This is a genomic window from Streptomyces sp. NPDC005070 (assembly GCF_053600395.1).
Window position 1 is genome coordinate 16,347 of the sequence record NZ_JBSFZS010000029.1, and the last position, 24,648, is coordinate 40,994.

The 24,648-nt window shown below is 69.8% G+C and carries 24 protein-coding genes; 12 read left to right on the top strand and 12 right to left on the bottom strand.

The genetic code is table 11. From position 1 onward, the window contains the following. Nucleotides 1-223 precede the first annotated feature (223 nt). Nucleotides 224-718, top strand: coding sequence for a DUF3145 domain-containing protein (locus ACWEBX_RS12795; RefSeq protein WP_451884888.1), 495 nt, complete (start codon nt 224-226; stop codon nt 716-718). 125 nt (nt 719-843) lie between these two features. Here ACWEBX_RS12795 and fabF read toward each other — a convergent pair whose 3' ends face one another. From fabF to ACWEBX_RS12820, 5 genes are all read right to left on the bottom strand, one after another. Next, the gene (gene fabF / locus ACWEBX_RS12800) at nt 844-2,115 is read right to left on the bottom strand and encodes a beta-ketoacyl-ACP synthase II (RefSeq protein WP_451884889.1); all 1,272 of its coding nucleotides are present in this window, start codon (nt 2,113-2,115) and stop codon (nt 844-846) included. A 127-nt stretch (nt 2,116-2,242) separates the two neighbouring features. Next, the gene (locus ACWEBX_RS12805) at nt 2,243-2,491 is read right to left on the bottom strand and encodes an acyl carrier protein (RefSeq protein WP_028800941.1); all 249 of its coding nucleotides are present in this window, start codon (nt 2,489-2,491) and stop codon (nt 2,243-2,245) included. 75 nt (nt 2,492-2,566) lie between these two features. Further along, nucleotides 2,567-3,598: a beta-ketoacyl-ACP synthase 3 gene (locus ACWEBX_RS12810; RefSeq protein ID WP_451884890.1), complete on the bottom strand. Its 1,032-nt coding sequence runs from the start codon at nt 3,596-3,598 to the stop codon at nt 2,567-2,569. Nucleotides 3,599-3,611: 13 nt separating this feature from the next. Continuing rightward, a complete protein-coding gene (locus tag ACWEBX_RS12815) occupies nt 3,612-4,529 on the bottom strand; it encodes an ACP S-malonyltransferase (RefSeq protein WP_451884891.1) in 918 nt (305 codons plus the stop codon). An 89-nt stretch (nt 4,530-4,618) separates the two neighbouring features. Further along, nucleotides 4,619-5,824, bottom strand: a complete 1,206-nt coding sequence (locus tag ACWEBX_RS12820) for a PucR family transcriptional regulator (protein ID WP_451884892.1) — start codon at nt 5,822-5,824, stop codon at nt 4,619-4,621. A 94-nt stretch (nt 5,825-5,918) separates the two neighbouring features. Between ACWEBX_RS12820 and ACWEBX_RS12825 the strand changes: the two genes are divergently transcribed. After that, nucleotides 5,919-6,575: a pirin family protein gene (locus ACWEBX_RS12825; RefSeq protein WP_451884934.1), complete on the top strand. Its 657-nt coding sequence runs from the start codon at nt 5,919-5,921 to the stop codon at nt 6,573-6,575. Nucleotides 6,576-6,590: 15 nt separating this feature from the next. On the opposite strand, the gene ACWEBX_RS12830 is transcribed toward ACWEBX_RS12825, so the two are convergent. Continuing rightward, nucleotides 6,591-7,412 carry a serine hydrolase domain-containing protein gene (locus ACWEBX_RS12830; RefSeq protein ID WP_451884893.1) on the bottom strand — a complete coding sequence of 274 codons (822 nt, stop codon included), beginning with the start codon at nt 7,410-7,412 and terminating at the stop codon, nt 6,591-6,593. A gap of 160 nt (nt 7,413-7,572) precedes the next feature. Between ACWEBX_RS12830 and ACWEBX_RS12835 the strand changes: the two genes are divergently transcribed. After that, nucleotides 7,573-8,043 carry a MerR family transcriptional regulator gene (locus tag ACWEBX_RS12835; protein ID WP_451884894.1) on the top strand — a complete coding sequence of 157 codons (471 nt, stop codon included), beginning with the start codon at nt 7,573-7,575 and terminating at the stop codon, nt 8,041-8,043. A gap of 30 nt (nt 8,044-8,073) precedes the next feature. On the opposite strand, the gene ACWEBX_RS12840 is transcribed toward ACWEBX_RS12835, so the two are convergent. The 3 genes from ACWEBX_RS12840 to ACWEBX_RS12850 all read right to left on the bottom strand — a co-directional run bounded on the left by ACWEBX_RS12840 (nt 8,074) and on the right by ACWEBX_RS12850 (nt 11,180). After that, complete coding sequence (locus tag ACWEBX_RS12840; RefSeq protein WP_451884935.1) at nt 8,074-8,937, bottom strand: DUF4429 domain-containing protein; 864 nt, start codon at nt 8,935-8,937, stop codon at nt 8,074-8,076. Between the two features lie 66 nt (nt 8,938-9,003). After that, entirely contained in the window at nt 9,004-10,212 is a 1,209-nt protein-coding gene (locus tag ACWEBX_RS12845; RefSeq protein ID WP_451884895.1) for an alpha/beta hydrolase, read from the bottom strand. Between the two features lie 308 nt (nt 10,213-10,520). Further along, complete coding sequence (locus ACWEBX_RS12850) at nt 10,521-11,180, bottom strand: TetR family transcriptional regulator (RefSeq protein ID WP_451884936.1); 660 nt, start codon at nt 11,178-11,180, stop codon at nt 10,521-10,523. A 259-nt stretch (nt 11,181-11,439) separates the two neighbouring features. On the opposite strand from ACWEBX_RS12850, the gene ACWEBX_RS12855 reads away from it, so the two are divergent. Continuing rightward, a complete protein-coding gene (locus tag ACWEBX_RS12855) occupies nt 11,440-13,059 on the top strand; it encodes an MFS transporter (RefSeq protein ID WP_451884896.1) in 1,620 nt (539 codons plus the stop codon). Nucleotides 13,060-13,172: 113 nt separating this feature from the next. After that, entirely contained in the window at nt 13,173-13,475 is a 303-nt protein-coding gene (locus ACWEBX_RS12860) for a small hydrophobic protein (RefSeq protein ID WP_451884897.1), read from the top strand. A gap of 180 nt (nt 13,476-13,655) precedes the next feature. Here the strand turns inward: ACWEBX_RS12860 and ACWEBX_RS12865 are convergent, their stop codons facing one another. Next, nucleotides 13,656-14,438: a potassium channel family protein gene (locus ACWEBX_RS12865; protein WP_451884898.1), complete on the bottom strand. Its 783-nt coding sequence runs from the start codon at nt 14,436-14,438 to the stop codon at nt 13,656-13,658. 83 nt (nt 14,439-14,521) lie between these two features. After that, nucleotides 14,522-17,269: a pyruvate dehydrogenase (acetyl-transferring), homodimeric type gene (aceE, locus tag ACWEBX_RS12870; RefSeq protein ID WP_451884899.1), complete on the bottom strand. Its 2,748-nt coding sequence runs from the start codon at nt 17,267-17,269 to the stop codon at nt 14,522-14,524. A 464-nt stretch (nt 17,270-17,733) separates the two neighbouring features. Between aceE and ACWEBX_RS12875 the strand changes: the two genes are divergently transcribed. From ACWEBX_RS12875 to ACWEBX_RS12900, 6 genes are all read left to right on the top strand, one after another. After that, nucleotides 17,734-18,162 (top strand): DUF3052 domain-containing protein, encoded by a 429-nt coding sequence (locus tag ACWEBX_RS12875; RefSeq protein ID WP_326788028.1) that lies wholly within the window; start codon nt 17,734-17,736, stop codon nt 18,160-18,162. A 184-nt stretch (nt 18,163-18,346) separates the two neighbouring features. After that, nucleotides 18,347-18,805 (top strand): peroxiredoxin, encoded by a 459-nt coding sequence (locus tag ACWEBX_RS12880; protein WP_355776282.1) that lies wholly within the window; start codon nt 18,347-18,349, stop codon nt 18,803-18,805. A gap of 114 nt (nt 18,806-18,919) precedes the next feature. After that, complete coding sequence (locus ACWEBX_RS12885) at nt 18,920-19,495, top strand: TerD family protein (protein ID WP_386984399.1); 576 nt, start codon at nt 18,920-18,922, stop codon at nt 19,493-19,495. A gap of 102 nt (nt 19,496-19,597) precedes the next feature. Then, nucleotides 19,598-20,173, top strand: coding sequence for a TerD family protein (locus ACWEBX_RS12890; protein WP_451884900.1), 576 nt, complete (start codon nt 19,598-19,600; stop codon nt 20,171-20,173). Between the two features lie 136 nt (nt 20,174-20,309). Next, nucleotides 20,310-21,458 carry a DUF475 domain-containing protein gene (locus ACWEBX_RS12895; RefSeq protein ID WP_451884901.1) on the top strand — a complete coding sequence of 383 codons (1,149 nt, stop codon included), beginning with the start codon at nt 20,310-20,312 and terminating at the stop codon, nt 21,456-21,458. A gap of 95 nt (nt 21,459-21,553) precedes the next feature. Further along, nucleotides 21,554-22,291 carry a TerD family protein gene (locus ACWEBX_RS12900; RefSeq protein ID WP_384798630.1) on the top strand — a complete coding sequence of 246 codons (738 nt, stop codon included), beginning with the start codon at nt 21,554-21,556 and terminating at the stop codon, nt 22,289-22,291. 64 nt (nt 22,292-22,355) lie between these two features. Here ACWEBX_RS12900 and ACWEBX_RS12905 read toward each other — a convergent pair whose 3' ends face one another. After that, nucleotides 22,356-23,261 (bottom strand): TerD family protein, encoded by a 906-nt coding sequence (locus ACWEBX_RS12905; protein WP_451884902.1) that lies wholly within the window; start codon nt 23,259-23,261, stop codon nt 22,356-22,358. A 180-nt stretch (nt 23,262-23,441) separates the two neighbouring features. On the opposite strand from ACWEBX_RS12905, the gene ACWEBX_RS12910 reads away from it, so the two are divergent. Continuing rightward, complete coding sequence (locus ACWEBX_RS12910; protein WP_451884903.1) at nt 23,442-24,611, top strand: HpcH/HpaI aldolase/citrate lyase family protein; 1,170 nt, start codon at nt 23,442-23,444, stop codon at nt 24,609-24,611. Nucleotides 24,612-24,648 lie beyond the last annotated feature (37 nt).

A 24,648-nucleotide genomic window follows, 5' to 3' on the forward strand; every position in this document is an offset into this window, starting at 1 on the left:
CCGCGATTCCGCGGTGTGCCCGGCTTCGCCCGGAAGACGGGCCCGGAGTCCCGGCAGGGGAGTCCGGACACGTCCCGCCGGGTGAAACCTCGGAGGTTCACGGCGCTTGGACCGACGGTACGTCACACTCCTTGCGCCGCCGCAGGGTAGCCTCGCCACGTGGCCGCCCTGCCACTGCCGTTCCGCTAAGTTACAAGATGTCTCGCTCTGTCCGGAGGCCCCAGTGACGACACGTGGAGTTCTCTACGTGCACTCCGCGCCCCGCGCGTTGTGTCCGCATGTCGAGTGGGCGGTCGCCGGGGTGCTCGGCACGCGCGTCAACCTCGACTGGATCCGGCAGCCCGCCGCGCCGGGCACCTGGAGATCCGAGTTCTCCTGGAAGGGCGAGGTGGGCACCGCCTCCAAGCTCGCCTCCGCGCTGCGCGGCTGGCATCTGCTGCGCTTCGAGGTCACCGCCGAACCCTGCCCCACCGCCGAGGGCGAGCGCTACAGCTGCACCCCCGAGCTCGGCATCTTCCACGCCGTCACCGGCATCCACGGCGACATCCTCATCCCCGAGGACCGGCTGCGCGCCGCGCTCGTGCGCTCCCAGCGCGGCGAGAGCGACCTGGAGGCCGACCTCGCCAAACTCCTCGGCAAGCCCTGGGACGACGAACTGGAGCCCTTCCGCTACGCGGGCGAGGGCGCCCCGGTCCGCTGGCTGCACCAGGTGGTGTGACGCGCGACGACGTGACGCTCCGTCAGGGGCCGTCGTGCCACCGGACAGGACAACGAACGGCGTGTGGCCCGTACCCCTGGGACCAGGGGTACGGGCCACACGCCGTACGGAAGAGGAAACCGGCGTCAGACCGAACGGAACGCCAGCACCACGTTGTGCCCGCCGAAGCCGAACGAGTCGTTCAGCGCGGCGATACGGCCCTCGACGGGCAGCTTGCGAGCCTCGCCGCGCACGATGTCGGCGGCGGCCTCGGCCTCGGGGTCGAGGTTCTCCACGTTGATGGTCGGCGGCGCGAGACGGTGGTACAGGGCGAGCACGGCCGCGACCGACTCGACACCGCCGGCGCCACCGAGGAGGTGACCGGTCATCGACTTGGTGGCGGAGACCGCGAAGTGGTCGGCCTCGTCGCCGAACACCTTGCGCAGCGCCTTCAGTTCGGCCACGTCACCGGCCGGGGTCGAGGTGGCGTGCGCGTTCACGTGCACGATCTCGGCCGGGTCCAGGTCGGTGTTGTCGAGCAGGTTCTGAAGGGCCTGCGAGATACCGCGGCCCTCGGGCTCCGGCTGCACGATGTCGTGCGCGTCGGCCGAGATGCCCTGGCCCACCGCCTCGGCGTACACCCGGGCGCCGCGCTTGGCGGCGTGTTCGGCGGATTCCAGGACGATGACGCCGGCGCCCTCGCCGAGGACGAAGCCGTCACGGGCGACGTCGTAGGGGCGCGAGGCACCCGTCGGGTCGTCGTTGTTCTTGGACATCGCCATCATGTTGCCGAACGCGGCGATGGGAAGCGGGTGGATGGCCGCCTCGGTGCCACCGGCGACGACGACGTCGGCGCGGCCCGTGCGGATCATCTCGATGGCGTAGCCGATGGCCTCGGCGCCGGAGGCGCAGGCGGAGACCGGGGTGTGCACACCGGCGCGGGCGCCCACGGCGAGACCCACGTTGGCGGACGGACCGTTCGGCATCAGCATCGGAACGGTGTGCGGGGAGACGCGGCGTACGCCCTTCTCCTTCAGCACGTCGTACTGGTCGAGCAGAGTCGTCACACCACCGATGCCGGAGGCGATGACCGTGCCCAGCCGCTCGGGCTCGATGCTCGGGTCCTCGCCCGCCTTGTCGGTGAAACCGGCGTCGGCCCAGGCCTCCTTGGCCGCGATCAGCGCGAACTGCGCCGAGCGGTCCAGTCGGCGGGCCTGCGGGCGGGGAATGACCTCGCCCGGCTCCACGGCGATCTGTGCCGCGATACGGACAGCCTGGTCGGCGGCCCACTCCTGCTCGAGGGGGCGGACGCCGGAACGTCCGGCGATCAGGCCCTCCCAGGTAGAGGCTGCGTCGCCACCCAGCGGTGTGGTTGCGCCGATACCGGTGACGACCACGGTGCGATTGGTCGGGCTCACGGGAATTCTTTCTCCAACGGATACGAGGATTCAGCGGCGCCACCGCCGGGTGGCGGGGCATCAGCCCGGGGGAACCAGGGCACGCGGCCCCGGCGGCCCCGGACGGTCGGCCCAGGTGACCGGAAGATCAGGCCTGGTGCTTGAGGATGTAGTCGGTCGCGTCGCCGACGGTCTTGAGGTTCTTGACGTCGTCGTCCGGGATCTTGACGTCGAAGCGCTCTTCGGCGGCGACGACGACCTCGACCATGGACAGCGAGTCGACGTCCAGGTCGTCGGTGAAGGACTTGTCCAGCTGGACGTCCTCGGTGGGGATCCCGGCGATCTCGTTGACGATCTCGGCGAGACCTTCGACGATCTCTTCCTGAGTGGCGGCCATGTCAGGCGCTCCTTCGGTGTGTTTCCAGAGGGGTGGCGATTTTCCGTACGGACCGGATGATCCGGCACGGAGTGCCTAGGGGAGGGTAACGACCGTCGCGGCGTACACGAGACCCGCCCCGAAGCCGATGACGAGCGCGGTGTCGCCGCTCTTCGCCTCACCGGTCGCCAGGAGCCGCTCCATCGCGAGCGGGATCGAGGCGGCCGAGGTGTTGCCGGTGGTGCGCACGTCACGCGCGACCGTGACGTGTCCCGGCAGTTTCAGCGTCTTCACCATCGAGTCGATGATCCGCTCGTTGGCCTGGTGGGGAATGAAGACATCCAGGTCGTCCGGGCTGATCCCGGCCGCTTCCAGCGCCTGCTGGGCGACCTTCGCCATCTCGAACACGGCCCAGCGGAACACCGCCTGGCCCTCCTGCGTGATGGCAGGGAACTTGATCTCGCCCTTGGAGTCGAGCGGAAGCTGGGAGACGTCGCCGGTCGCGAAACGGTCCCACGTCACGGTCTGCTTGATCGTGCCGGCCTTGTCGCCCTCGCTGCCCCAGACGGTCGGGCCGATGTGCGGCTCCTGGGAGGGACCCACGACGACCGCGCCCGCGCCGTCGCCGAACAGGAAGGCCGTCGCGCGGTCCTCCAGGTCGGTGAGGTCGCTCAGCCGCTCCACGCCGATGACGAGGACGTACTCCGCCGAACCCTCGACGATCATGCCCTTGGCGAGCGTCAGGCCGTAGCCGAAGCCCGCGCAGCCGGCCGAGATGTCGAAGGCCGCGGCCTTGTTCGTGCCGAGCTTGTCGGCGATCTCGGTGGCGATGGCCGGGGTCTGCGCGAAGTGCGACACGGTGGAGACCACCACGGCGCCGATCTGGTCGGCGTTGATCCCGGCGTCGGCGATGGCCTTGCCGGACGCCTCGACCGACATCGCGGCCACGGTCTCCTCGTCGGAGGCCCAGTGCCGCGTCTCGATGCCGGAGCGCGAACGGATCCATTCGTCGGACGAGTCGATCGTCTCCAGGATCACCTCGTTGGGCACCACCCGGACGGGACGGTAGCCGCCGACGCCGAGGATGCGCGCGAACGGAGCGCCCTTGGGTGCCTTGATCTTCGTCATGCTCTCGGGCTCCTCAGGCGGCGCCGTGCTCGGCGATGAGCTCGCGAGCCGCGTCCAGATCGTCGGGGGTCTTCAGTGCCAGCGTCGTGACACCGGGCAGCGCGCGCTTGGCCAGACCGGTCAGCGTGCCGCCGGGGCACACCTCGATCAGCGCGGTCGCGCCGAGTTCCTGGAAGGTCTCCATGCACAGGTCCCAGCGGACCGGGTTGGCGACCTGGCCGACCAGGCGGGAGACGACGTCGGCACCGGAGGTGACGACCCGGCCGTCGCGGTTCGAGACGTACGTGACCCGCGGGTCGCCCGGAGTCAGGTCCTCGGCGGCCTTCGCCAGCGCGTCGACCGCGGGGGCCATGTGGTGCGTGTGGAACGCGCCCGCCACCTTCAGGGCCACGACCCGCCGGACACCCTCGGGCTTGTCGGCCTCCAGGGCGGCGAGCTGCTCCAGCGTGCCGGCGGCCACGATCTGGCCGGCGCCGTTCACGTTCGCCGGGGTCAGCCCGAGCTTCTCCAGGTGCGCGACCGTCGTGTCGGGGTCACCGCCGAGCAGCGCCGACATACCGGTCTGCGTGATGGCGGCGGCGTCGGCCATCGCGAGGCCGCGCTTGCGTACGAGGTCCAGCGCGGCGGTGTCGTCGAGCACTCCCGCGAACGCGGCCGCGGTGATCTCGCCGACGCTGTGACCGGCGACGGCACCGGGGGCCACCTCACCGAGGGCCGCGGCGGACAGGAGACCGGCGGCGACCAGGAGCGGCTGCGCGACGGCCGTGTCACGGATCGCGTCCGCGTCGGCCTGGGTGCCGTAGTGGGCAAGGTCCAGCCCGATGGCGTCCGACCACGCGGCGAGGCGTTCGGCGGCGCCGGGGAGGTCGAGCCAAGGAGTCAGGAAGCCGGGCGTCTGAGCGCCCTGGCCGGGAGCGACGAGTACGAGCACTCTCACACTCTCTCTTGTGGACGGCCACGGCCGCCCGTGGGGACAGGGACGAAGAACAGGAGGGGGAATTGTAGGGGCCCGACAAAAGCCTAGGTTTGTGGATCTCCAGCGGCCAGACGCCCCAGGATCAGCGCGATCCGCAGCGTGAACGCCGATCGAACATCCGAGGGCGACCAACCGGTGACGTCAGTCACACGTCGGAGCCGGTAGCGCACGGTGTTGGGATGGACGAACAGCATCCGGGCCGCGCCTTCGAGGCTGCTCGCCTGCTCCAGATAGACGCTGAGCGTCTCCAGGAGTGCCGAGCCCGCCTCTTCCAGCGGTCTGTAGATCTCCTCCACCAACTGCTCGCGGGCCGACGGGTCTCCGGCGATCGCGCGCTCCGGCAGAAGATCGTCCGCCAGTACCGGGCGAGGGGCGTCCTGCCAGGCGAAACAGGCCTTGAGCCCGGCCGCCGCGGCCTGTGCCGACCGGGTCGCGGCCAGCAGGTCGGGCACGATCGGGCCCGCGACGACCGATCCGGCGGCGTACGGACCGATCAGCGACTTGGCGACGGCGAGCGGGTTGTCGCTGCCGCCCGCGATGACGACCAGCCGGTCCCCGAGCACCCCTGTCAGCACCTGGAGCTTGGCGTGCCGGGCCGCCCGCCGGATCGCCTCGACGGTCAGTTCACTGTCACCGTCGGGTGCCGTGCCCAGCACCACGCAGACATGTTCGGGCGAGTTCCACCCGAGCGCGGCGGCCCGGGAGACGGCGCCCTCGTCGGCCTCGCCGGAGAGCACCGCGTTCACGACGAGCGACTCGAGCCGGGCGTCCCAGGCGCCGCGTGCCTCCGCCGCCTGCGCGTACACCTGGGCGGTGGCGAAGGCGATCTCACGGGCGTACACGAGGAGTGCCTCGCGCAGCACGGACTCGTCGCCGGGTGCCGCCACCTCGTCGATGGCCGATTCCATGACCTCGATTGTGGTCCGCACCATCTCCACCGTCTGGCGCAGCGTGATCGCCCTGGTCAGCTCGCGTGGCGCGGTGCCGAAGACGTCCGTGGAGATGGCCTGCGGGGCGTCCGGGTGCCGGAACCACTCCGTGAAGGCCGCGATACCGGCCTGGGCGACCAGCCCGATCCACGACCGGTTCTCCGGTGGCATGGCCCGGTACCACGGCAGCGTCTCGTCCATCCGCGTGATGGCCTGGGCGGCGAGACTGCCGGCCGACTTCTCCAGCCGCTTGAGGGTCGCGGTGTGCGCGTCGACGTCGTGCGCCGGGCGCTCGGTGTTGCTGGCTTCGGGTTCGGGCACGGGACAAGACTGCCTTATCCGGACGCAGCCGTGCGGCGGCGGGTCGCAAGTAAGCGAGGAGCCGCCGCCGGGCCGGGGCTACGGTGGTGAGGTGATGGACGTCCGCCGCGCCGACGAGCGCTACCGCGGAGGGGACCCGGCGGCCGGGATCTCCTCGCTCCACGCTTTTTCCTTCGGCCCGCACTACGACCCCGACAACCTCCGCTTCGGCGCGGTCATCGCCTGCAACGAGGAGCGGCTCGCCCCCGGCGCCGGCTTCGACGAGCATCCGCACAGCCACACCGAGATCGTCACCTGGGTGGTGGAGGGCGAGCTGACCCACCGCGACTCGAGCGGGAACGAGTCGGTGCTGCGGCACGGGGACGTCCAGCGGCTGAGCTCGGCGGGCGGAGTGCGGCACGTCGAGCGCAACGACGGCGAACTGCCGCTGGTCTTCGTCCAGATGTGGCTGGCCCCGCTGGAGCCGGGCGGCGACCCCGCGTACGAGACCGTCCGCGGCATCGCCGACTCCACCCCGTACGCCGTCCCCGAGGCGGGCGCCATGCTCCATGTGCGCCGGCTGACGGCGGGCGAGCGCACGGCGGTCCCGGACGGGTCCTACGTGTACATCCACGTCGTGCGCGGCGAGGTCCGGCTGGACGGTGTGGAGCTGGGGGAGGGGGACGCGGCCCGGATCACGGACGCGAAGGACCTGGAGCTGGTCGCGGGGGCCCCGGCGGAGCTGCTGGTGTGGGAGATGGCCGTCGGCTGACGCGGCCGGCCCGCGTCAGAAGGCGAGCTCGGCCAGCACCGCGTCCGTGAACGGCGTCCACGCCTCGATCGCCCAGGGCCCGAAGTTCCGGTCGGTCAGCGCGACGCAGGCGGCGCCCACGGCCGGGTCGACCCACAGGAACGTACCGGCCTGCCCGAAGTGGCCGAAGGTGCGCGCCGAGGACGCGTTCCCCGTCCAGTGCGGCGACTTGGAGTCGCGGATCTCGAAGCCGAGCCCCCAGTCGTTGGGGTTCTGGTGGCCGTACCCCGGAAGGACGCCCTTGGTGCCGGGGTACTGCACGGTCATCGCCTCCGCGACCGTGCGCGGGTCCAGCAGCCGGGGCGCCTGGAGCTCGGCGGCGAAGCGCACGAGGTCGTCCACCGTCGAGACACCGTCCCTCGCGGGCGAACCGTCCAGCGTGGTCGCGGTCATGCCGAGCGGTTCGAGGACCGCCTGACGCAGATACTCCGCGAAGGGCATGTCCGCCGCCTTGGCGATGTGGTCCCCGAGCACCTCGAAGCCGGTGTTGGAGTACAGCCGTCGCTCCCCGGGCGTGAAGGTCGCCCGGTGCTCGTCGAAGGCCAGACCCGAGGTGTGCGCGAGCAGATGGCGGACCGTCGAACCGGCGGGCCCGGCGGGTTCGTCGAGCTCGATGGCCCCCTCCTCGTACGCGACGAGCGCGGCGTACGCGGCGAGCGGCTTGGTCACGGACGCCAGTGCGAACCGGTGCCCACCCGGCCCGTGCGCCCCGACCACACTGCCGTCCGCCCGGACGACCGCGGCCGTGGCGGTGGGAACGGGCCAGCCGGAGATCAACGCCACACTCTGCAAGGACATGCCCACGAGCCTAAGCGGCGCACAGGCCCCACTGCATCGAGGGACGGACCGCCCGCCGGAGGGCGAACCGCGCGGTAACCGTCGCGTCCCGGCCATGTCCTGCGGATTTCGGCCGGTTCGGGTTGCCTGGAGTGCACTCCAAGGTTTTAGCGTGGGGAGCATGACGGTGATGGAGACCACAGCCGAGGCCACCGGGGCCGACACCTGCGTCGAGACCCCCGAACAAGAGCCGCGGCGCCCGGACGGCCGGGACAACTACACGATCAGCGAGGTCGTCGCCTTCACCGGCCTCAGCGCGCACACCCTGCGCTGGTACGAGCGCATCGGGCTGATGCCGCACATCGACCGTTCACACACCGGTCAGCGCCGCTACAGCAACCGCGACCTGGACTGGCTGGGCCTCGTCGGCAAGCTCCGGCTCACCGGGATGCCGGTCGCCGACATGGTCCGCTACGCGGAGATGGTGCGCGCCGGCGACCACACGTACAGGGAGCGCTACGAACTCCTGGAGGCGACCCGCCGGGACGTCCGGGCCCGGATCGCCGAGCTCCAGGACACCCTGGCCGTGCTCGACCGGAAGATCGGCTTCTACGGGGACGCGGGCCGCGCCCTCGCGTCGGAGCGCTCCTGACACGAGGGCACCCTCCGGAGTGCCGGACCTTCAGAGCTGGGCGAGCAGTTCCGCCTTCTTCACGGAGAACTCCTCGTCCGTGACGAGCCCCGCCTCGTGGAGCTCCCCGAGATGCCGGATCCGGTCGGCGATGTCGGCCGGGTCGCGGTGCGGCGCCGGGACCGCGCTCACCGGAGCGGGACTCGCGGAGCGCGTGGCGGCGAGCACGGCCGCCGCGAACGGCAGCGACTCGTGGACGGGCCCGTACCCGAGCCCGAAGACGACCGCCGCCGGGTCCTGGTCCGCCTGCGCGGGATGCGCCGGGGCGGGCTCCCGCCGCAGCAGCCGCAGATGCCCCTCGAACACCTCGGGGGAGCGCCACTCGACCCCGCACAGCGAGGAGAGGGGGAAGGTCTGGTCGCCGGCCTTCCACTTCGCCGAGGACGCGCCCGTCCAGAACCACCGGAAGGACACCGTCTTGCCGTCGAAGGTGGCCTTCCCGTCGTAGGCCTTGAAGGTCAGCGGCCCCTCGGGCGGCTTCACGAGAAAGCGCTCGGCCGGCTCCTCGTCGGTGGTGAGCTGTCCGCGCAGCTCGTCCGCGTAGTACTCGGCGAGCGTCTCGCGATCGGCGGGCAGCACCAGCCGATAGGGGTCGCACCCCTCCTTGAGCTGTCCCGCGGCCGCTTCCATCAGCGGATCGGCGCCGGGCCTCGGCACCGCACGCAGAACGACCGTGCCTCGCTTCCCGGGCGTCAGCGTCACCGCCGCGATCGCCTCCAGGGGGATACGGCGTTCACCGAGCGCCTGGAACAGCTTCGGTGTGCGGATCCCCCGTTCGAAGCGGATGAGCACGGAGTCGGACTCGAACTCCCAGGCGGCATGAAATCCGGCCAGTACGTCACCCATGCGGGCCATCGTATGCGGCACGCAAGCCTCCGTCGCCTCTCTGGGCCGACCGCAGTTTTTCGTCCTCTACGCGCGTCAGGCCGACGTACCGGCGGACAAACCCGTCCGGCAGGCGTCATCATCACGCGCGCAACTGACAGCGCGGTACGCACCGATCCCGATCTCCGCGAAGTTGCGGAGACTCTCCGTACCCGGCTCGAAGTAGCCGGCGTGCCCCTTCGCCCCCTCGGCCGACAGCACGCGCGCCCCGAACCCCTTGGACACCGGGTCCGCGCCGTGCCCGAGGCCGCCGACCTCCATGTGCGGCACGTCCTGGATCCAGTCGTCCGCGTCGCGCATCGCCCAGACCCGGGCGGTGGTGTGCAGGTTCGCCGCCTTCGCCGCCCGCATGCCGGGGCTGCCCGCCACCGCAATGTCGGAGACCCGGGCGGGCAGCGACGAGGCGGCCACCCCGCACAGCACCGAGCCGTAGCTGTGGCAGTACAGCGCCACCTCGGAGCTGCCCGGCAGTGCCCGCAGCAGCGCGTTCAGCCGTACCGCGCCGTCCTCGGCCCGCATGGCGGTGGCCGAGTCGATGCCCAGTCCGCTGGGCGTCGTGTAGTCGGCCCACGCGATCACGGCGGTACGCGTGCCGGGGTCCGCCGCGCGCTCCGCCTCGTACAGCGAACCCGCCATGCCGACCGGCGCCGAGTAGTGCTTGTACGTGCGCTGGAAGGTGAGCAGGTCGGTGTCGACACCGGGGACCACGACCGAGACACGGCTCGCCTTGTCGAGGTCGCCGAAGACCTCGGCGACGCGGCCCGAGCCGTTGGGGTCGAAGGCGAGGATCTTGCGGCCCTTGTGCAGCAGCGCTTCGTAGCGGTGCATGCGGCGGCCCGCGTCGTACTGGCCGACCGAGGACAGCCGGTTGTCGTGCATGCGCCGGCGCTCGACCGTGCGCTCGTGCTTGAGCGCGAGACGGTTCGCCGCGTAGCGCAGGGTCACCGGCGCCCCGTTCATGTTGCCGACCGCGAGCGGGTAGCGGTGCGCGAGCTCCGAGCGCTGCTGCGTGTCGAGCGTGGTGAAGAAATGCGTCAGCACTCCCGGAGCGGAGTCCGGGTCGGGCAGCTTGTGCCCGGCCATGCTGCCGCGCTCCCATGCGGAGCGGGACGACTGGAGCGGAGAGGCTGCCCGATGGCTGTGGAGCGCGGTCCAGCCACTGGTGGCCAGCATCACGAACACCACGGCCAGCGCGAGCAGAGCGCGCCAGACGTTGAGTTGGGGGGTGGTGTCGAAGGAAGTCACTGAGAGGACACCCTAGGAGAAGTGAAGAGTCTCCCGTTAAACGAGTGACTGGGATCACGTTTCTGATGGGGTGATTGGGGCAAACCGGGTTCAGTTTGAGTTAAATGGTGACACTGTGTACGCGCTTTTCTGCTATGTGTGTGCGATATGTGACGCTCCGTACGGGGGTGTTGTGAAGGCCCGGAGGCTCTCACGGCGCATCGCGCGCGGGTGTCACCCGGACAACGAGCGCGGGTTGCGCGAGGTTTCCGTACGCGGGCGTGCGCCGATCGACGGAGGCGAAGGGCGCCGGATCACGTAGACGGGCCTCACCGCGGCGCGGGGCCCCACTTCTCCGCCAACGCGGGCCCCACATGGTCGAGATAGGCCGCGGTCAGCTCGCGGATCGCCTCGACGCTGGTGTCCTCGCCCGCCCCCCACCGCCGGCCCGTGACCCGCATCACCCCGCCGAACACCGCGACCGCGATACGCGGGCGCGGGTCCGTGTCCACGTCGAGGCCCTCGCGCTCGGCGATGAGCCGCGCGATCTCCTCCTCGATCTCCTCCGAGCGGCGCAGATGCACCGCGAGCAGCGCGGGAGTCGATTCGATCAATTGGTAGGTGCGCATGTGCAGTTCGATGGGCACCACCTCCTCGATCGCCTCGCCGATGGTGTCCCAGCTCTCCAGCACGGCGCGGCGCAGTGCCTCCAACGGCGCCTCGTGGAGTGGCCGTTCGCGCACCGCCGCGATGAAATGCGACTCCGAGAGCCGCTGGAGGAACAGGGCCGCGTCCTCCTTGCCCGCGAAGTAGCGGAAGAAGGTGCGCTGGGAGACGTCGACGGCCTCGGCGATCTCGTCGACCGTGGTCCGCTCGTAACCCTGGGTGGTGAACAGTTCGAGGGCGGCCCGCAGCAGCGCGTCCCGGGTGCGCTGCTTCTTGCGCTCCCGCAGCCCGGGGCGCGGCGCCACCGGCTCCGCCCCGTCCACCGGCTCGGTCCGCTCCGCCGTCCCGGCCGCGTCAGCCGTGTCCGCAGTCCCGGCCGTGCCCGGCGTGTCCGCCGTCCCGGCCGCGTCAGCCGTGTCCGCAGTCCCGGCCGTGCCGGCCGTGTCCACCGTCTCCGTCATGGTGTCGCGTTCTCTCCCAACCGAACTGTTCGCCCAGTTCAGCCTATCCGTGAGTGACGTGACAGTTACCGACTTGTGAATCGGTTTGTCAATTGTCAGCGACTGTCACTAGCCTCGAAAAATGACTAGTCAGACCACCATCGACAAGACGGGCCCGGAGGACAAGACTCCGGTCCCGCCGTTGGACCAGGCCCCGTCCACGGGCCTGCGCGGCCATCCGTGGTTCACCCTCATCACCGTGGCCGTCGGGGTCATGATGGTGGCCCTGGACGGCACCATCGTCGCCATCGCCAACCCGGCGATCGCCAAGGACCTCGGCGCGACCTTCGCCGACGTCCAGTGGATCACCAACGCCTACTTCCTCGCCCTCGCGGTCTCCCTCATCACCGCGGGCAAGCTCGGCGACCGCTTCGGCCACCGCCAGACCTTCCTGATCGGCGTGACCGGCTTCGCCGCCGCGTCCGGCGCGATCGGCCTGTCGCACAGCATCGCCTTCGTGGTCACCTTCCGCGTCTTCCAGGGTCTGTTCGGCGCGCTGCTCATGCCGGCCGCCCTCGGCCTGCTCCGCGCGACCTTCCCGGCCGAGAAGCTGAACATGGCGATCGGCATCTGGGGCATGGTCATCGGCGCCTCCACCGCGGGCGGCCCGATCCTCGGCGGTCTGCTCGTCCAGCACGTGAGCTGGCAGTCGGTGTTCTTCATCAACGTGCCCGTCGGCGCCATCGCGCTCGTCCTCGGTGTGCTGATCCTGAAGGACCACCGCGCCGAGAACGCCCCGCGCTCCTTCGACCTGCCCGGCATCGCGCTGCTCTCCGGCGCCATGTTCTGCCTGGTCTGGGCCCTCATCAAGGCCCCGGCCTGGGGCTGGGGCGACGTCAAGACCTGGTCCTTCCTCGGCGCCTCGGTCCTCGGCTTCGTGCTCTTCGCCCTGTGGGAGAAGCGCGTCAAGGAGCCGCTGATCCCGCTCGGCCTCTTCCGCTCCGTCCCGCTCTCGGCGGGTGTGGTGCTGATGGTGCTCATGGCCATCGCGTTCATGGGCGGCCTGTTCTTCGTGACGTTCTACCTCCAGAATGTGCACGGCATGAGCCCGGTCGACGCGGGCCTGCACCTGCTGCCGCTCACCGGCATGATGATCGTCGGCTCCCCGCTCGCGGGTCTGGCCATCACCAAGCTCGGCCCGCGCATCCCCCTCGCGGGCGGCATGGCGGCCACCGCGATCGCCATGTACGGCATGTCGACCCTGGAGGCCGACACCTCCAGCGGCCTGATGTCCATCTGGTTCGCCCTGCTCGGCTTCGGCCTCGCTCCGGTCATGGTCGGCGCCACCGAGGTCATCGTCGGCAACGCCCCGATGGAGCTCTCCGGTGTCGCCGGCGGTCTCCAGCAGGCCGCCATGCAGATCGGCGGCAGCCTCGGTACGGCCGTGCTCGGCGCCGTGATGGCGTCGAAGGTCGACAACGACCTCGCGGGCAACTGGGCCGGGGCCGGTCTGCCCAAGCTCACCGACGCACAGCAGGCACTGGCCTCGCAGTCCGTGCAGCAGGGCTTGGCGCCGGTGGCCAAGGGCACGCCGGAGGCCATCGCGGCGAAGATCTCGGTGGTCGCGCACGACACGTTCATCTCCGGCATGAGTCTCGCGTGCCTCGTCGCCGCCGTCGTCGCCGTCGTGGCCGTCTTCGTCGCGCTGCTCACCAAGCGCGGCGAGAACGCGGATGCGGGCGCGGGCGTCGGTCACATCTGACTCTCTCGCCTCCGGCAGACCCGCCCGGGCCCGGGCGGGTCTGCCGGAGCGAAACGGGGGTACCCGGACCATCGACCCGAACCGACCGACAGGTCACGGGAGTTCAGGAGTTGATGATGGCGGGCTTCGGAAACGGTACGCGCAGGTACCCCCGTTCACGTGGCCGTACAGGATCACGGACCGGGCCGGACAGCGCGACCCTGGGCATCGTCGGCACCGTGTGCGCGGTGGCCGGCTTCTTCACCCTGGGGATCGTCCTCGGGCCGGCCGCGATGGTCTGCGGATGGCTCGCGATGGGCCGCCGCTGGACCGGCTCGGGGCCGGTGCCGGCGCTGATCGCCCTGGTGCTGGGAGCGATCGACACACTCCTGGCGGTCATCTGGCTGGCCGGCGGAGCGGGCAACGGCCTGCTCTGACGCCGGCGGGGACCGAACCGGATACGGGCCCGCGCGCCGCCCGAGCGGCACGCGGGCCCACCGGCTCGTACGGGCGGCCCCGACGACGCGTGCGAGCGGGCCCACCGTCTCCTACGGGCGGTGCCACGCCCCGGACCGCGTGGCGGTCCCGCGTCCCCGGCCACGAGGGCGGCCGTCCGGCTACGTGGGGGAGTGTTCCTCCGACCCCGCCGCCGCCAAGGGATGCGCCAGGATTCCCGGGCCGCCGGTCAGGGCGGTGACCTCGGCCCGCAGCGCCCGCACCTCGGCCGTGAGCGCCTCGATCGCCGCGGTCTGCCGCCGCTCCTCCACGTCGTCCTTCTCGAACCGCGAGATGAACCAGGCGGCGATGTTCGCGGTGACCACACCGAGGAGCGCGATCCCGGAGAGCATCAGGCCGACCGCGAGGACACGGCCCATCCCCGTCGTCGGGGCGTGATCGCCGTACCCGACGGTCGTCATCGTCGTGAACGACCACCACACCGCGTCACCCAGCGTCTTGATGTTCCCGTTCGGCGAGTCCCGCTCCACCGACAGCACGGCCAGCGAGCCGAACATCAGCAGCCCGACGACCGCGCCCCCGACGTACGTCGTCAGCCGTATCTGGGAGGCCATCCGGGCGCGCCGCCCGACCAGCGTCAGCGTGGAGACCAGCCGCAGCAGCCGCAGCGGCTGCAGGATCGGCAGGATCACGGCGCACAGATCCATCCAGTGGCCGCGGACGAACGCCCGCCGTTGCGGGGCGAGAACGAGCCGCACGAGGTAGTCGGCCGCGAAGGCCCCCCACACCGCCCACTCCACGACCGTGCAGGTGAACGTGACGCTGCGGCCGGCGTCGCTGTCCACGATCGGCACGGCGTAGGCGAGGGCGAACGCCACCGCGAGGACGAGCAGGGGCCGCTGCGTGCGCAGCTCCCAACGGGCCTGCGCCGATTCTTCGTTCATGCCCGCATCGTAGAAAGAAAACGGGTGAGGGGCGGCGGGCCCACGGCTCGCCGCCCCTCACCCGACCTGTCGGCCGTCCCGCCCTACGCGTCGCCGCCCGCCGCGCCCGGGTCGGCCGCCCGCACGTCGAGAAGCTGGTAGCGGTCGACCGCCTGCTTCAGCACCGACCGGTCCACCTTGCCCTCGCGGGCCAGCTCGGTCAGCACGGCGACCACGATCGACTGCGCGTCGATGTGGAAGAAGCGCCGGGCCGCGCCGCGCGTGTCCGCGAAGCCGAAGCCGTCCGCGCCGAGGGACTGGTAGGTGCCCGGCACCCATCGGGCGATCTGGTCGGGAACCGATCGCATCCAGTCGGAGACGGCCACGAACGGGCCTTGGGCGGAGGACAGCTTCCGCGTCACGTACGGGACGCGCTGCTCCTCCTCGGGGTGCAGGAGGTTGTGCCGCTCGACGTCGACCGCCTCGCGCCGCAGTTCGTTCCAGGAGGTCGCCGACCAGACGTCGGCCCTCACGTTCCACTCCTCGGCGAGGATCCGCTGCGCCTCCATCGCCCAGGTGACGCCGATGCCGGACGCCATGATCTGCGCGGGGATGGTGCCCGAGGTGCCCTCGCTGAAGCGGTAGAGGCCCTTCAGGATGCCCTCGGCGTCCACGTTCTCCGGCTCGGCCGGGTGCTGGAGCGGCTCGTTGTAGACGGTGAGGTAGTAGAAGACGTCCTCGCCGTGCGGGTACTCCTCGGACGAGCCGTACATGCGGCGCAGACCGTCCTGGACGATGTGCGCGATCTCGAAGCCGAACGCCGGGTCGTAGGAGACACAGCCGGGGTTCGTCGAGGCGAGAAGCTGCGAGTGGCCGTCCGCGTGCTGGAGGCCCTCACCGGTCAGCGTCGTCCGCCCGGCGGTCGCGCCCAGGACGAAACCACGCGCCAACTGGTCGGCCATCTGCCAGAACTGGTCACCCGTGCGCTGGAAACCGAACATCGAGTAGAAGACGTAGACCGGGATGAGCGGCTCGCCGTGCGTGGCGTACGCCGAGCCCGCGGCGATCAGCGAGGCCGTGCAGCCCGCCTCCGAGATGCCGTCGTGCAGCATCTGGCCGGTCGGCGACTCCTTGTAGGCGAGGAGCAGTTCGCGGTCCACCGACTCGTACTGCTGGCCGAGCGGGTTGTAGATCTTCGCGCTCGGGAAGAACGAGTCCATGCCGAACGTGCGGTACTCGTCGGGCGCGATCAGCACGAACCGCTTGCCGATCTCCTTGTCCCGCATGAGGTCCTTGAGCAGCCGCACGAACGCCATGGTCGTGGCGATGGACTGCTGACCCGAGCCCTTCTTCACGCTCGCGTACGTCTTGTCCTCGGGCAGGACCAGGGGCTTCGACCGCACGACGCGCGTCGGCACGTAACCGCCGAGGCCCTTGCGGCGGTCGTGCATGTACTGGATCTCCTCCGAGTTCCGGCCCGGGTGGTAGTACGGCGGCGCGCCGTCCTCCAGCTCCTTGTCGGAGATCGGCAGGTGCAGCCGGTCGCGGAAGCCCTTGAGGTCGGCGACCGTCAGCTTCTTCATCTGGTGCGTGGCGTTGCGGCCCTCGAAGTTCGGGCCGAGCGTCCAGCCCTTGACCGTCTGCGCCAGGATCACCGTCGGCTGGCCCGCGTGCGCCTTGGCCGCCGAGAACGCCGCGAAGATCTTCTTGTGGTCGTGACCGCCGCGCCCCAGGTGCAGGATCTGGTCGTCGCTCATGTTCTCGACCATCGCGCGCAGCCGGTGGTCGTCACCGAAGAAGTGGTCGCGGATGTACGCGCCCGTCTCCGTGGCGTACGTCTGGAACTGGCCGTCCGGGGTGGTGTTCAGCCGGTTGACGAGCACCCCGTCGCGGTCCTGCGCGAGCAGCGGGTCCCAGGTGCGGTCCCAGACCAGCTTGATGACGTTCCAGCCGGCGCCCCGGAACTGCGACTCCAGCTCCTGGATGATCTTGCCGTTGCCGCGCACCGGGCCGTCCAGGCGCTGGAGGTTGCAGTTCACGACGAACGTCAGGTTGTCCAGGCCCTCGCGTGCGGCGATCGAGAGCTGGCCCAGCGACTCCGGCTCGTCCATCTCGCCGTCGCCGAGGAACGCCCAGACGTGGGACTTGGAGGTGTCCGCGATACCGCGCGCCTCCATGTAGCGGTTCATCCGCGCCTGGAAGATCGCGCCGAGCGGGCCGAGGCCCATCGACACGGTCGGGAACTCCCAGAAGTCCGGCATCAGCCGCGGGTGCGGGTACGAGGACAGTCCGTGGGGCGCCTTCGACTTCTCCTGGCGGAACGCGTCGAGCTGCTGCCCGGAGAGCCGGTCGAGAAGGAACGCGCGGGCGTAGATGCCGGGGGAGGCGTGCCCCTGGAAGAAGATCTGGTCGCCGCCGTCGCCCTCGTCCTTGCCGCGGAAGAAGTGGTTGAAGCCGACGTCGTAGAGCGAGGCGGAGGAGGCGAAGGTCGCGATGTGGCCGCCCACGCCGATGCCGGGGCGCTGCGCCCTGGAGACCATCACGGCGGCGTTCCAGCGGGTCGCGTTGAGGACCTTGCGCTCGATCTCCTCGTTGCCCGGGAAGAACGGCTCGTCCTTGGTCGCGATCGTGTTGACGTAGTCCGTGCTGCGCATCTCGGGCACGGCCACGCGCTTCTCGCGGGCTCGTTCGATCAGCCGCAGCATCAGATAGCGGGCTCGCTCGCGGCCGCGCTCGTCGACGGCGGCGTCGAGGGAGTCGAGCCACTCCTGAGTCTCCTCAGGGTCGAAGTCCGGGACCTGGCTGGGAAGGCCGCCAATGATGATCGGGTTGCGATCGGATCCGGAAGCCACGCTGTTCCTTCGCTGTCAGAGGGCTGTCTTCGTGGGTTTTCCCTGCATCTGCACCGATCCCCATCGTGTACCCCGCGAACGCCTACGTCATCTCTACCAGGGGGTAACCGAGACGCTCGTGCGGACCGTTGGGACGGTCTCGACCAAAACGTAACGATACGCTCAGGGAGTGACGCGTTCCGCAAAGCCGTTCGGCTTTCGCACGCACCGAGGGTTCCGAAGGGAATAAATGGGGCAGAAGTGTGTGGTGCCCGTCACGTGGCGTCATGATGGCCCGTCGGGAGTTGCGTCGGCACTGCCAGGATCGTCACCGTTTCGGCGGTCTCGGCGGCCGGGTACTTGCGCGATCCGCTCCGCCCGTGTGGACTACGGCCAACGCTTCGCGTACGCGCGTGGCTGAGATCCCCCCGCTCTGGACGAGCAGAGGGAGACCCCCATTCCGAAACATGATCAGGAGGCAAGCCGTGAGCGCGACCGCGGACCACGCGGAGGAGCGGACCAACCCGGCCGCCAGGCTGGGGTTCGAGCCCGGACAGGTGGTCCAGGAGATCGGCTTCGACGACGACGTTGACCACGAGCTCCGTGAAGGCATCGAATCGCTGATCGGCCAGGATCTGGTCGACGAGGACTACGACGACGTCGCCGATGTGGTGCTGTTGTGGTTCCGGGACGAGGACGGCGATCTCACGGACGCACTGGTGGACGTCATCGGTCTCCTTGAGGACGGCGGCCAGATCTGGCTGCTGACCCCGAAGACCGGCAGGGACGGTTACGTCGAGCCCAGCGACATCAGTGATGCCGCACAGACAGCCGGCCTCTCCCAGACGAAGAGCATCTCCGTCGGCAAGGAGTGGTCGGGCACCCGCCTGGCCACCCCCAAGTCGAAGCGCTGAGCTGCAGCCCCGTCTGCAAGCAGAGCATTCGTGAGGCCCCCGCCGAGCCACCTCGGCGGGGGCCTCCCGCATGCCCGGAACCGGCACCCGGGGGACCCGGCGGGGGCCGCGCCGCCGGCGCGAGCCGATCACTGCGTACGCTGGTCGTCACCCGAACAGACCCTTGGAAGGGAAGCGAGTGACTATGGCCGTCGAGGTCGGCACCAAGGCCCCGGACTTCGAGCTGAAGGACAACCACGGCGCCACCGTGAGGCTGTCCGACTTCCGTGGCGAGAAGAACGTCGTGCTGCTCTTCTACCCCTTCGCCTTCACCGGCGTGTGCACCGGCGAGCTGTGCTCCCTGCGCGACAACCTGCCGCAGTTCACGGACCGCGACACCCAGCTCCTCGCGGTCTCCAACGACTCCATCCACACCCTGCGCGTCTTCGCCGAGCAGGAGGGCCTGGAGTACCCGCTGCTCTCCGACTTCTGGCCGCACGGCAACACTTCGCGCGCGTACGGCGTCTTCGACGAGGACAAGGGCTGCGCCGTGCGCGGCACGTTCATCATCGACAAGGAGGGCGTCGTCCGCTGGACCGTCGTCAACGCGCTGCCGGACGCGCGTGACCTGAACGAGTACGTCAAGGCGCTCGACACCCTGTGATTCTTCGGTTCCAAGCCCTGCGAGGCACGGGAACCCGTCACTAGGATCGAACCGTTGATCCGATACCAACGCACCTACGGGGCTCCCCGCCCCTGGACACCATTGGGAGGACTCGTGGGAGTCAGCCTCAGCAAGGGCGGCAACGTATCGCTGTCGAAGGAGGCCCCGGGACTGACCGCGGTCATCGTCGGCCTGGGATGGGACGCCCGGACCACCACCGGCGTGGACTTCGACCTCGATGCCAGTGCCATCCTCACGAACGCGGACGGCAAGGTCAGTAGCGACCAGAACTTCGTGTTCTTCAACAACCTGAAGAGCCCGGACGGCTCGGTCGAGCACACCGGTGACAACACCACCGGCGAGGGCGAGGGCGACGACGAGGAGATCAAGGTCAACCTCGCCACCGTTCCGGCCGACGTCCAGAAGGTCGTGTTCCCGGTCTCGATCTACGACGCCGAGAACCGCCAGCAGTCCTTCGGCCAGGTCCGCAACGCGTACATCCGCGTGGTGAACCAGGCGGGCGGCGCGGAGATCGCCCGGTACGACCTCTCCGAGGACGCCTCGACGGAGACCGCCATGGTCTTCGGCGAGCTCTACCGCAACGGCGCCGAGTGGAAGTTCCGCGCCATCGGCCAGGGCTACGCCTCGGGCCTGCGCGGCATCGCGCAGGACTTCGGCGTCAACGTCTGAGTCCGCAGGCCCTCGGGCATCCCGGTCCGGTGCCGCACCGCCTCGGTGCGGCACCGGACCGGCCGTACCAACAGAAGATCGCACCTCGGGAGGACCAGCATCATGGGCGTCACGCTCGCCAAGGGGGGCAATGTCTCCCTCTCGAAGGCCGCACCGAACCTCACACACGTGATGATCGGGCTCGGCTGGGACGCGCGCTCCACCACCGGAGCCGACTTCGACCTCGACGCGAGCGCGCTGCTGTGCAGCGGCGGCCGTGTGCTCGGGGACGAATGGTTCATCTTCTACAACCAGCTCAAGAGCCCGGACGGCTCCGTCGAGCACACCGGCGACAACCTCACGGGCGAGGGCGAGGGCGACGACGAGTCGATCCTGATCGACCTCGCCAAGGTTCCGGTGAACGTGGACAAGATCGTCTTCCCGGTCTCCATCCACGACGCGGACAACCGCGGCCAGACCTTCGGCCAGGTGGGCAACGCCTACATCCGGGTCGTCAACCAGGCGGACGGCCAGGAGCTCGCCCGCTACGACCTCTCCGAGGACGCCTCCACCGAAACGGCGATGATCTTCGGCGAGGTCTACCGCTACAACGCGGAATGGAAGTTCCGCGCCGTCGGTCAGGGATATGCGTCGGGACTGCGAGGCATCGCACTCGACTTCGGGGTCAATGTTTCCTAGACCCACCTGTATCAGCCGAAGGCGGCCCCTTAGACTTCGTGGTCAACAGTAGGTAAAGCCGAGTACGGCACGGGGGTTGCGCACTCCCTGAGCCACCGCTTGGGGGTGCCCCCACCACACGATGATTGGGTAGCCAGTGCTTTTGAAAACCTTCGGCTGGTCGTTCGCGATCACCGCGCTCGGTCTGGCCGCGGCGGCCGTCTACGGGGGGTGGACCGCCTTCGGCATCGTGGCGATCCTGGCCGTCCTGGAGATCTCGCTGTCCTTCGACAACGCAGTCGTCAACGCCGGAATCCTGAAGAAGATGAATGCCTTCTGGCAGAAGATCTTCCTCACGGTCGGTGTGCTGATCGCCGTCTTCGGCATGCGTCTGGTCTTCCCCGTCGTGATCGTCGCGATCAGCGCCAAGATCGGCCCGATCGACGCGGTCGATCTCGCGCTGAACGACAAGGACCAGTACCAGCAGCTCGTCACCGACGCACACCCGTCGATCGCTGCGTTCGGCGGCATGTTCCTGCTCATGATCTTCCTCGACTTCATCTTCGAGGACCGGGACATCCAGTGGCTGCGCTGGATCGAGCGGCCGCTGGCCAAGCTCGGCAAGGTCGACATGCTGTCGGTCTGCATCGCCCTGATCGTCCTGCTGATCACCTCCATGACCTTCGCGGTCCACGCCCACCAGCACGGCGGCGGACACGTCGACAAGGCGCAGACCGTGCTGATCTCCGGCATCGCGGGCCTGATCACGTACATGATCGTCGGCGGTCTCTCCGGCTACTTCGAGGACAAGCTCGAAGAGGAGGAGGAGCGCGAACACGAGGAAGAGGAGGAGGCCGAGCGGACCGGCAAGAAGAAGCCGGCCATCGTCCTCGCCGGCCAGGCCGCGTTCTTCATGTTCCTCTACCTGGAAGTCCTGGACGCCTCCTTCTCCTTCGACGGCGTCATCGGCGCCTTCGCCATCACCAACGACATCGTCCTGATGGCGCTCGGCCTCGGTATCGGCGCCATGTACGTCCGGTCGCTCACCGTCTACCTGGTCCGCCAGGGCACCCTCGACGACTACGTCTACCTGGAGCACGGCGCGCACTACGCCATCGGCGCCCTCGCCGGGATCCTCCTCGTGACCATCCAGTACGAGATCAACGAGGTCATCACCGGCCTCGTCGGCGTCGTCCTGATCGGCTGGTCCTTCTTGTCCTCGGTGCGCCGCAACAAGGCACTCGCCGAGGCCGAGGGAAAAGGCCCGACCTCGGACGAGAAGGCTGAGGTCTCGTCCGGGGTGTGACACCCCGCCGGTTGAGGAACGCTCTGAGCGGGGCGGTCGTGGAGGACGAGTCCTCGGCGGCCGCCCCGCCGCACACCCGACACGTGGGGGGCCGAATGGGCATCTGGCAGGACCTGTGGCGCGGCCGCTCGGCGGACTTCGACTCCGGCAGCGCGGCCTCCAACTCCATCGAAATGACCAAGCGCAACCACACGGTCTCGCTCACCAGGCAGGGCGCGGCCAGTGGCAACCTCCGCATCAACCTGTCCTGGCGGATGCGCACGTCGGACATCGGCGGACCGCAGCGCGGCAGCCTGCTGCGCCATCCCTTCCGCACCTTCAAGCCGGAAGTGGTGCAGGCGCACACCCAGAGCATGGTCAACGTCGACCTCGACCTCGGTGTCATGTACGAGCTGACGGACGGCACCAAGGGCGTCGTCCAGCCGCTCGGCAGCTTCTTCGGCGAACTCAACGCCCCGCCGTTCGTGAAGCTCAGCGGCGACGACCGCTTCGGTTCCGGCTCGGGCGAGACGGCCTACGTCAACCTCGACCACCGCGACGACATCAAACGCCTGCTGGTCTTCGTCTACATCTACGACAGCACCCCGGCCTTCGACCGCACGCACGCCGTCATCACGCTCTATCCGAGCAACGGCCCGCGCATCGAGATCGGCCTGGAGGAGCGCCATCCGCAGGCCCGCTCCTGCGCCGTCGTCATGATCGAGTGCAACAAGGGCGAGGTGACCGTGCGCCGCGAGGTCCGGTTCGTGTACGGCTTCCAGGCCGAACTCGACCGCCTCTACGGCTGGGGGCTCCAGTGGGGCCGCGGCTACAAGTCGAAGGCCGACCGTTAGGGCCTGCCCGGCCGGCCCGCGGTGCTCCCGCACGGCCGGCCCACGGCGCCCGCCCCCGCCGGACTCAGCGGGAGAGGAACTGCGGCCCCTGCGGCGGCAGCCGGAAGTCCGGGTCGGCACCCGCGCCCACCGCCTGCGGGAACCCGTACGCGGGCTGCGTGGCCGGGGCGCTCTGCGGCTGCGGGTAGCCGTAGGCGGAAGGATCCTCCTGCCGTCCGACGGGCTGCGGGTAGCCGTACGCCGGACCGGTCGAAGCCGCCGCGGCGGGCCCCGGATAGCCGTAGGCGGGCTGCTGCGGGACGGGGGCCGGCTGCTGCGTGACCGGGGCCGCGTGCTCGGGCGGCAGCGGCTGAGAGGTCTCGGGAGCCGCGGCGGGCGCGGCCCAGGCGGCCGTCTCCGGCGCGGACCCCGCCGCCGCGGCGGCCTCCGACTCGTCCACCGAGATCCCGAAATCGGTCGCGAGCCCCACCAGACCGTTGGAGTAGCCCTCACCGAGCGCCCGGAACTTCCACCCGTCACCGCGCCGGTACAGCTCGCCGCAGATCAGCGCGGTCTCCGCACCGGTCTCCGGCTTGATGTCGAAGTACGCCAGAGGTTCACCGTCCGCGACGGCCGCGTCATACAGCAGAATGCGCAGATCGCGTACGTGGTCGAAGGTGACGTCGTCCGCCGATGCGACCAGGAGAATCTGTCCGACGCCGGGCTCGACACCCGTCAGATCCGTCTGGATCGTGTCGGTGAGGCCCTCGGCGCCGCGCTTCTTGCCGAGCCGCCAGACCTTGCCCGACGGATGGCGGGGCTGGTTGTAGAAGACGAAGTCCTCGTCGGATCGCACACGACCGTCGGGGCCGAGGAGCAGCGCGGAGGCATCGACATCGGGGACATCCTGGCCGGGTGTCCAGCGCAGGACGGCGCGCACCGCTGTGGCGTCCAGCGGGACGTTCGACCCTTTCAGCATCGCGTGCGTCATGCGGTCATCCTGCCCTGTCGGTCCTGGTCACGACAATGTGGGGTCGTTCCGGAACCGGCCGGTGTTGGACATGGTGGAGTTACCTGAACTTCACGCCCGGTGGGAATCACTGACATGGAAGCGTACGTACTATTACCGGCCACATCACATTCGGCCACCTAGCCGCCGCGGGGGAGTCCCATGCGTCATTTCGGTCACGTCACCCCGGAGGAGCGGCAGCGGCTCTTCCACCAGGAGCCCGGCGTCTTCACGTCCGACTCACCGGCCAGAGTGCTCGCCGCCGCCCTCGGCGCGACGCTCTACAGCCCGGCCACCCGGCCGACACTCGCCGACGACATCGTCAAGCAGGCCACACGCGGTGTCGTCTCCATGGTGCTGTGCCTGGAGGACTCGATCGACGACTCCGAGGTCGTGGGCGCCGAGGAGAACCTGGTCCGCCAGTTCACCGACCTCGCGGCCCGCCCGGACACGGGCGAGCTGCCCCTGCTGTTCGTCCGCGTCCGTTTCCCCGAGCAGATCCCCGACCTCGTACGGCGCCTCGGCCCCGCCGTCCGGCTGCTGTCCGGCTTCGTGATGCCGAAGTTCACCGAGGAACGCGGCACACCCTTCCTGGAGGCCCTCGCCGCCGCCGAGGCGGAGAGCGGCAGGCGGCTCTTCGCCATGCCCGTCCTGGAGTCGCCCGAGCTGCTCTACCGCGAATCGCGTGTGGAGACCCTGGAGGGCATCTTCCGCGCCGTCGACAAGTACCGCGACCGGGTGCTCGCGCTGCGCCTCGGCGTGACCGACTTCTGCTCCTCCTACGGGCTGCGCCGCGCCCCCGACATGACCGCCTACGACGTCCAGGTCGTCGCCTCCGTGATCGCCGACGTGGTGAACATGCTGGGGCGGGCCGACGGCAGCGGCTTCACCGTCACCGGGCCCGTCTGGGAGTACTTCCGCGTCCCGGAACGCATGTTCAAGCCGCAGCTCCGCCGCAGCCCCTTCCTGGCGGGCGAGGCGGAGGAACTGCGCGAGAGGCTGCTCGAACACGCCATGGACGGACTGCTGCGCGAGATCGCCCTCGACCAGGCCAACGGCCTCATGGGCAAGACCTGCATCCACCCCTCGCACGTGACGCCCGTCCACGCACTCTCCGTGGTCAGCCACGAGGAATTCAGTGATGCCCAGGACATCCTCAGGCCGGAGCGCGGCGGCGGGGGTGTACTGAGATCGGCGTACACGAACAAAATGAACGAGGTGAAGCCGCATCGCGCCTGGGCCGAGCGCACCCTGCTGCGCGCGGAGGTCTTCGGGGTCGCCCGCGAGGACATCGGCTTCGTCGAGCTGCTCACCGCCGGACTCCCGGCGTGAGCCGGTCCGGCCGAGCGACGCGCACCCCCGACAGCAA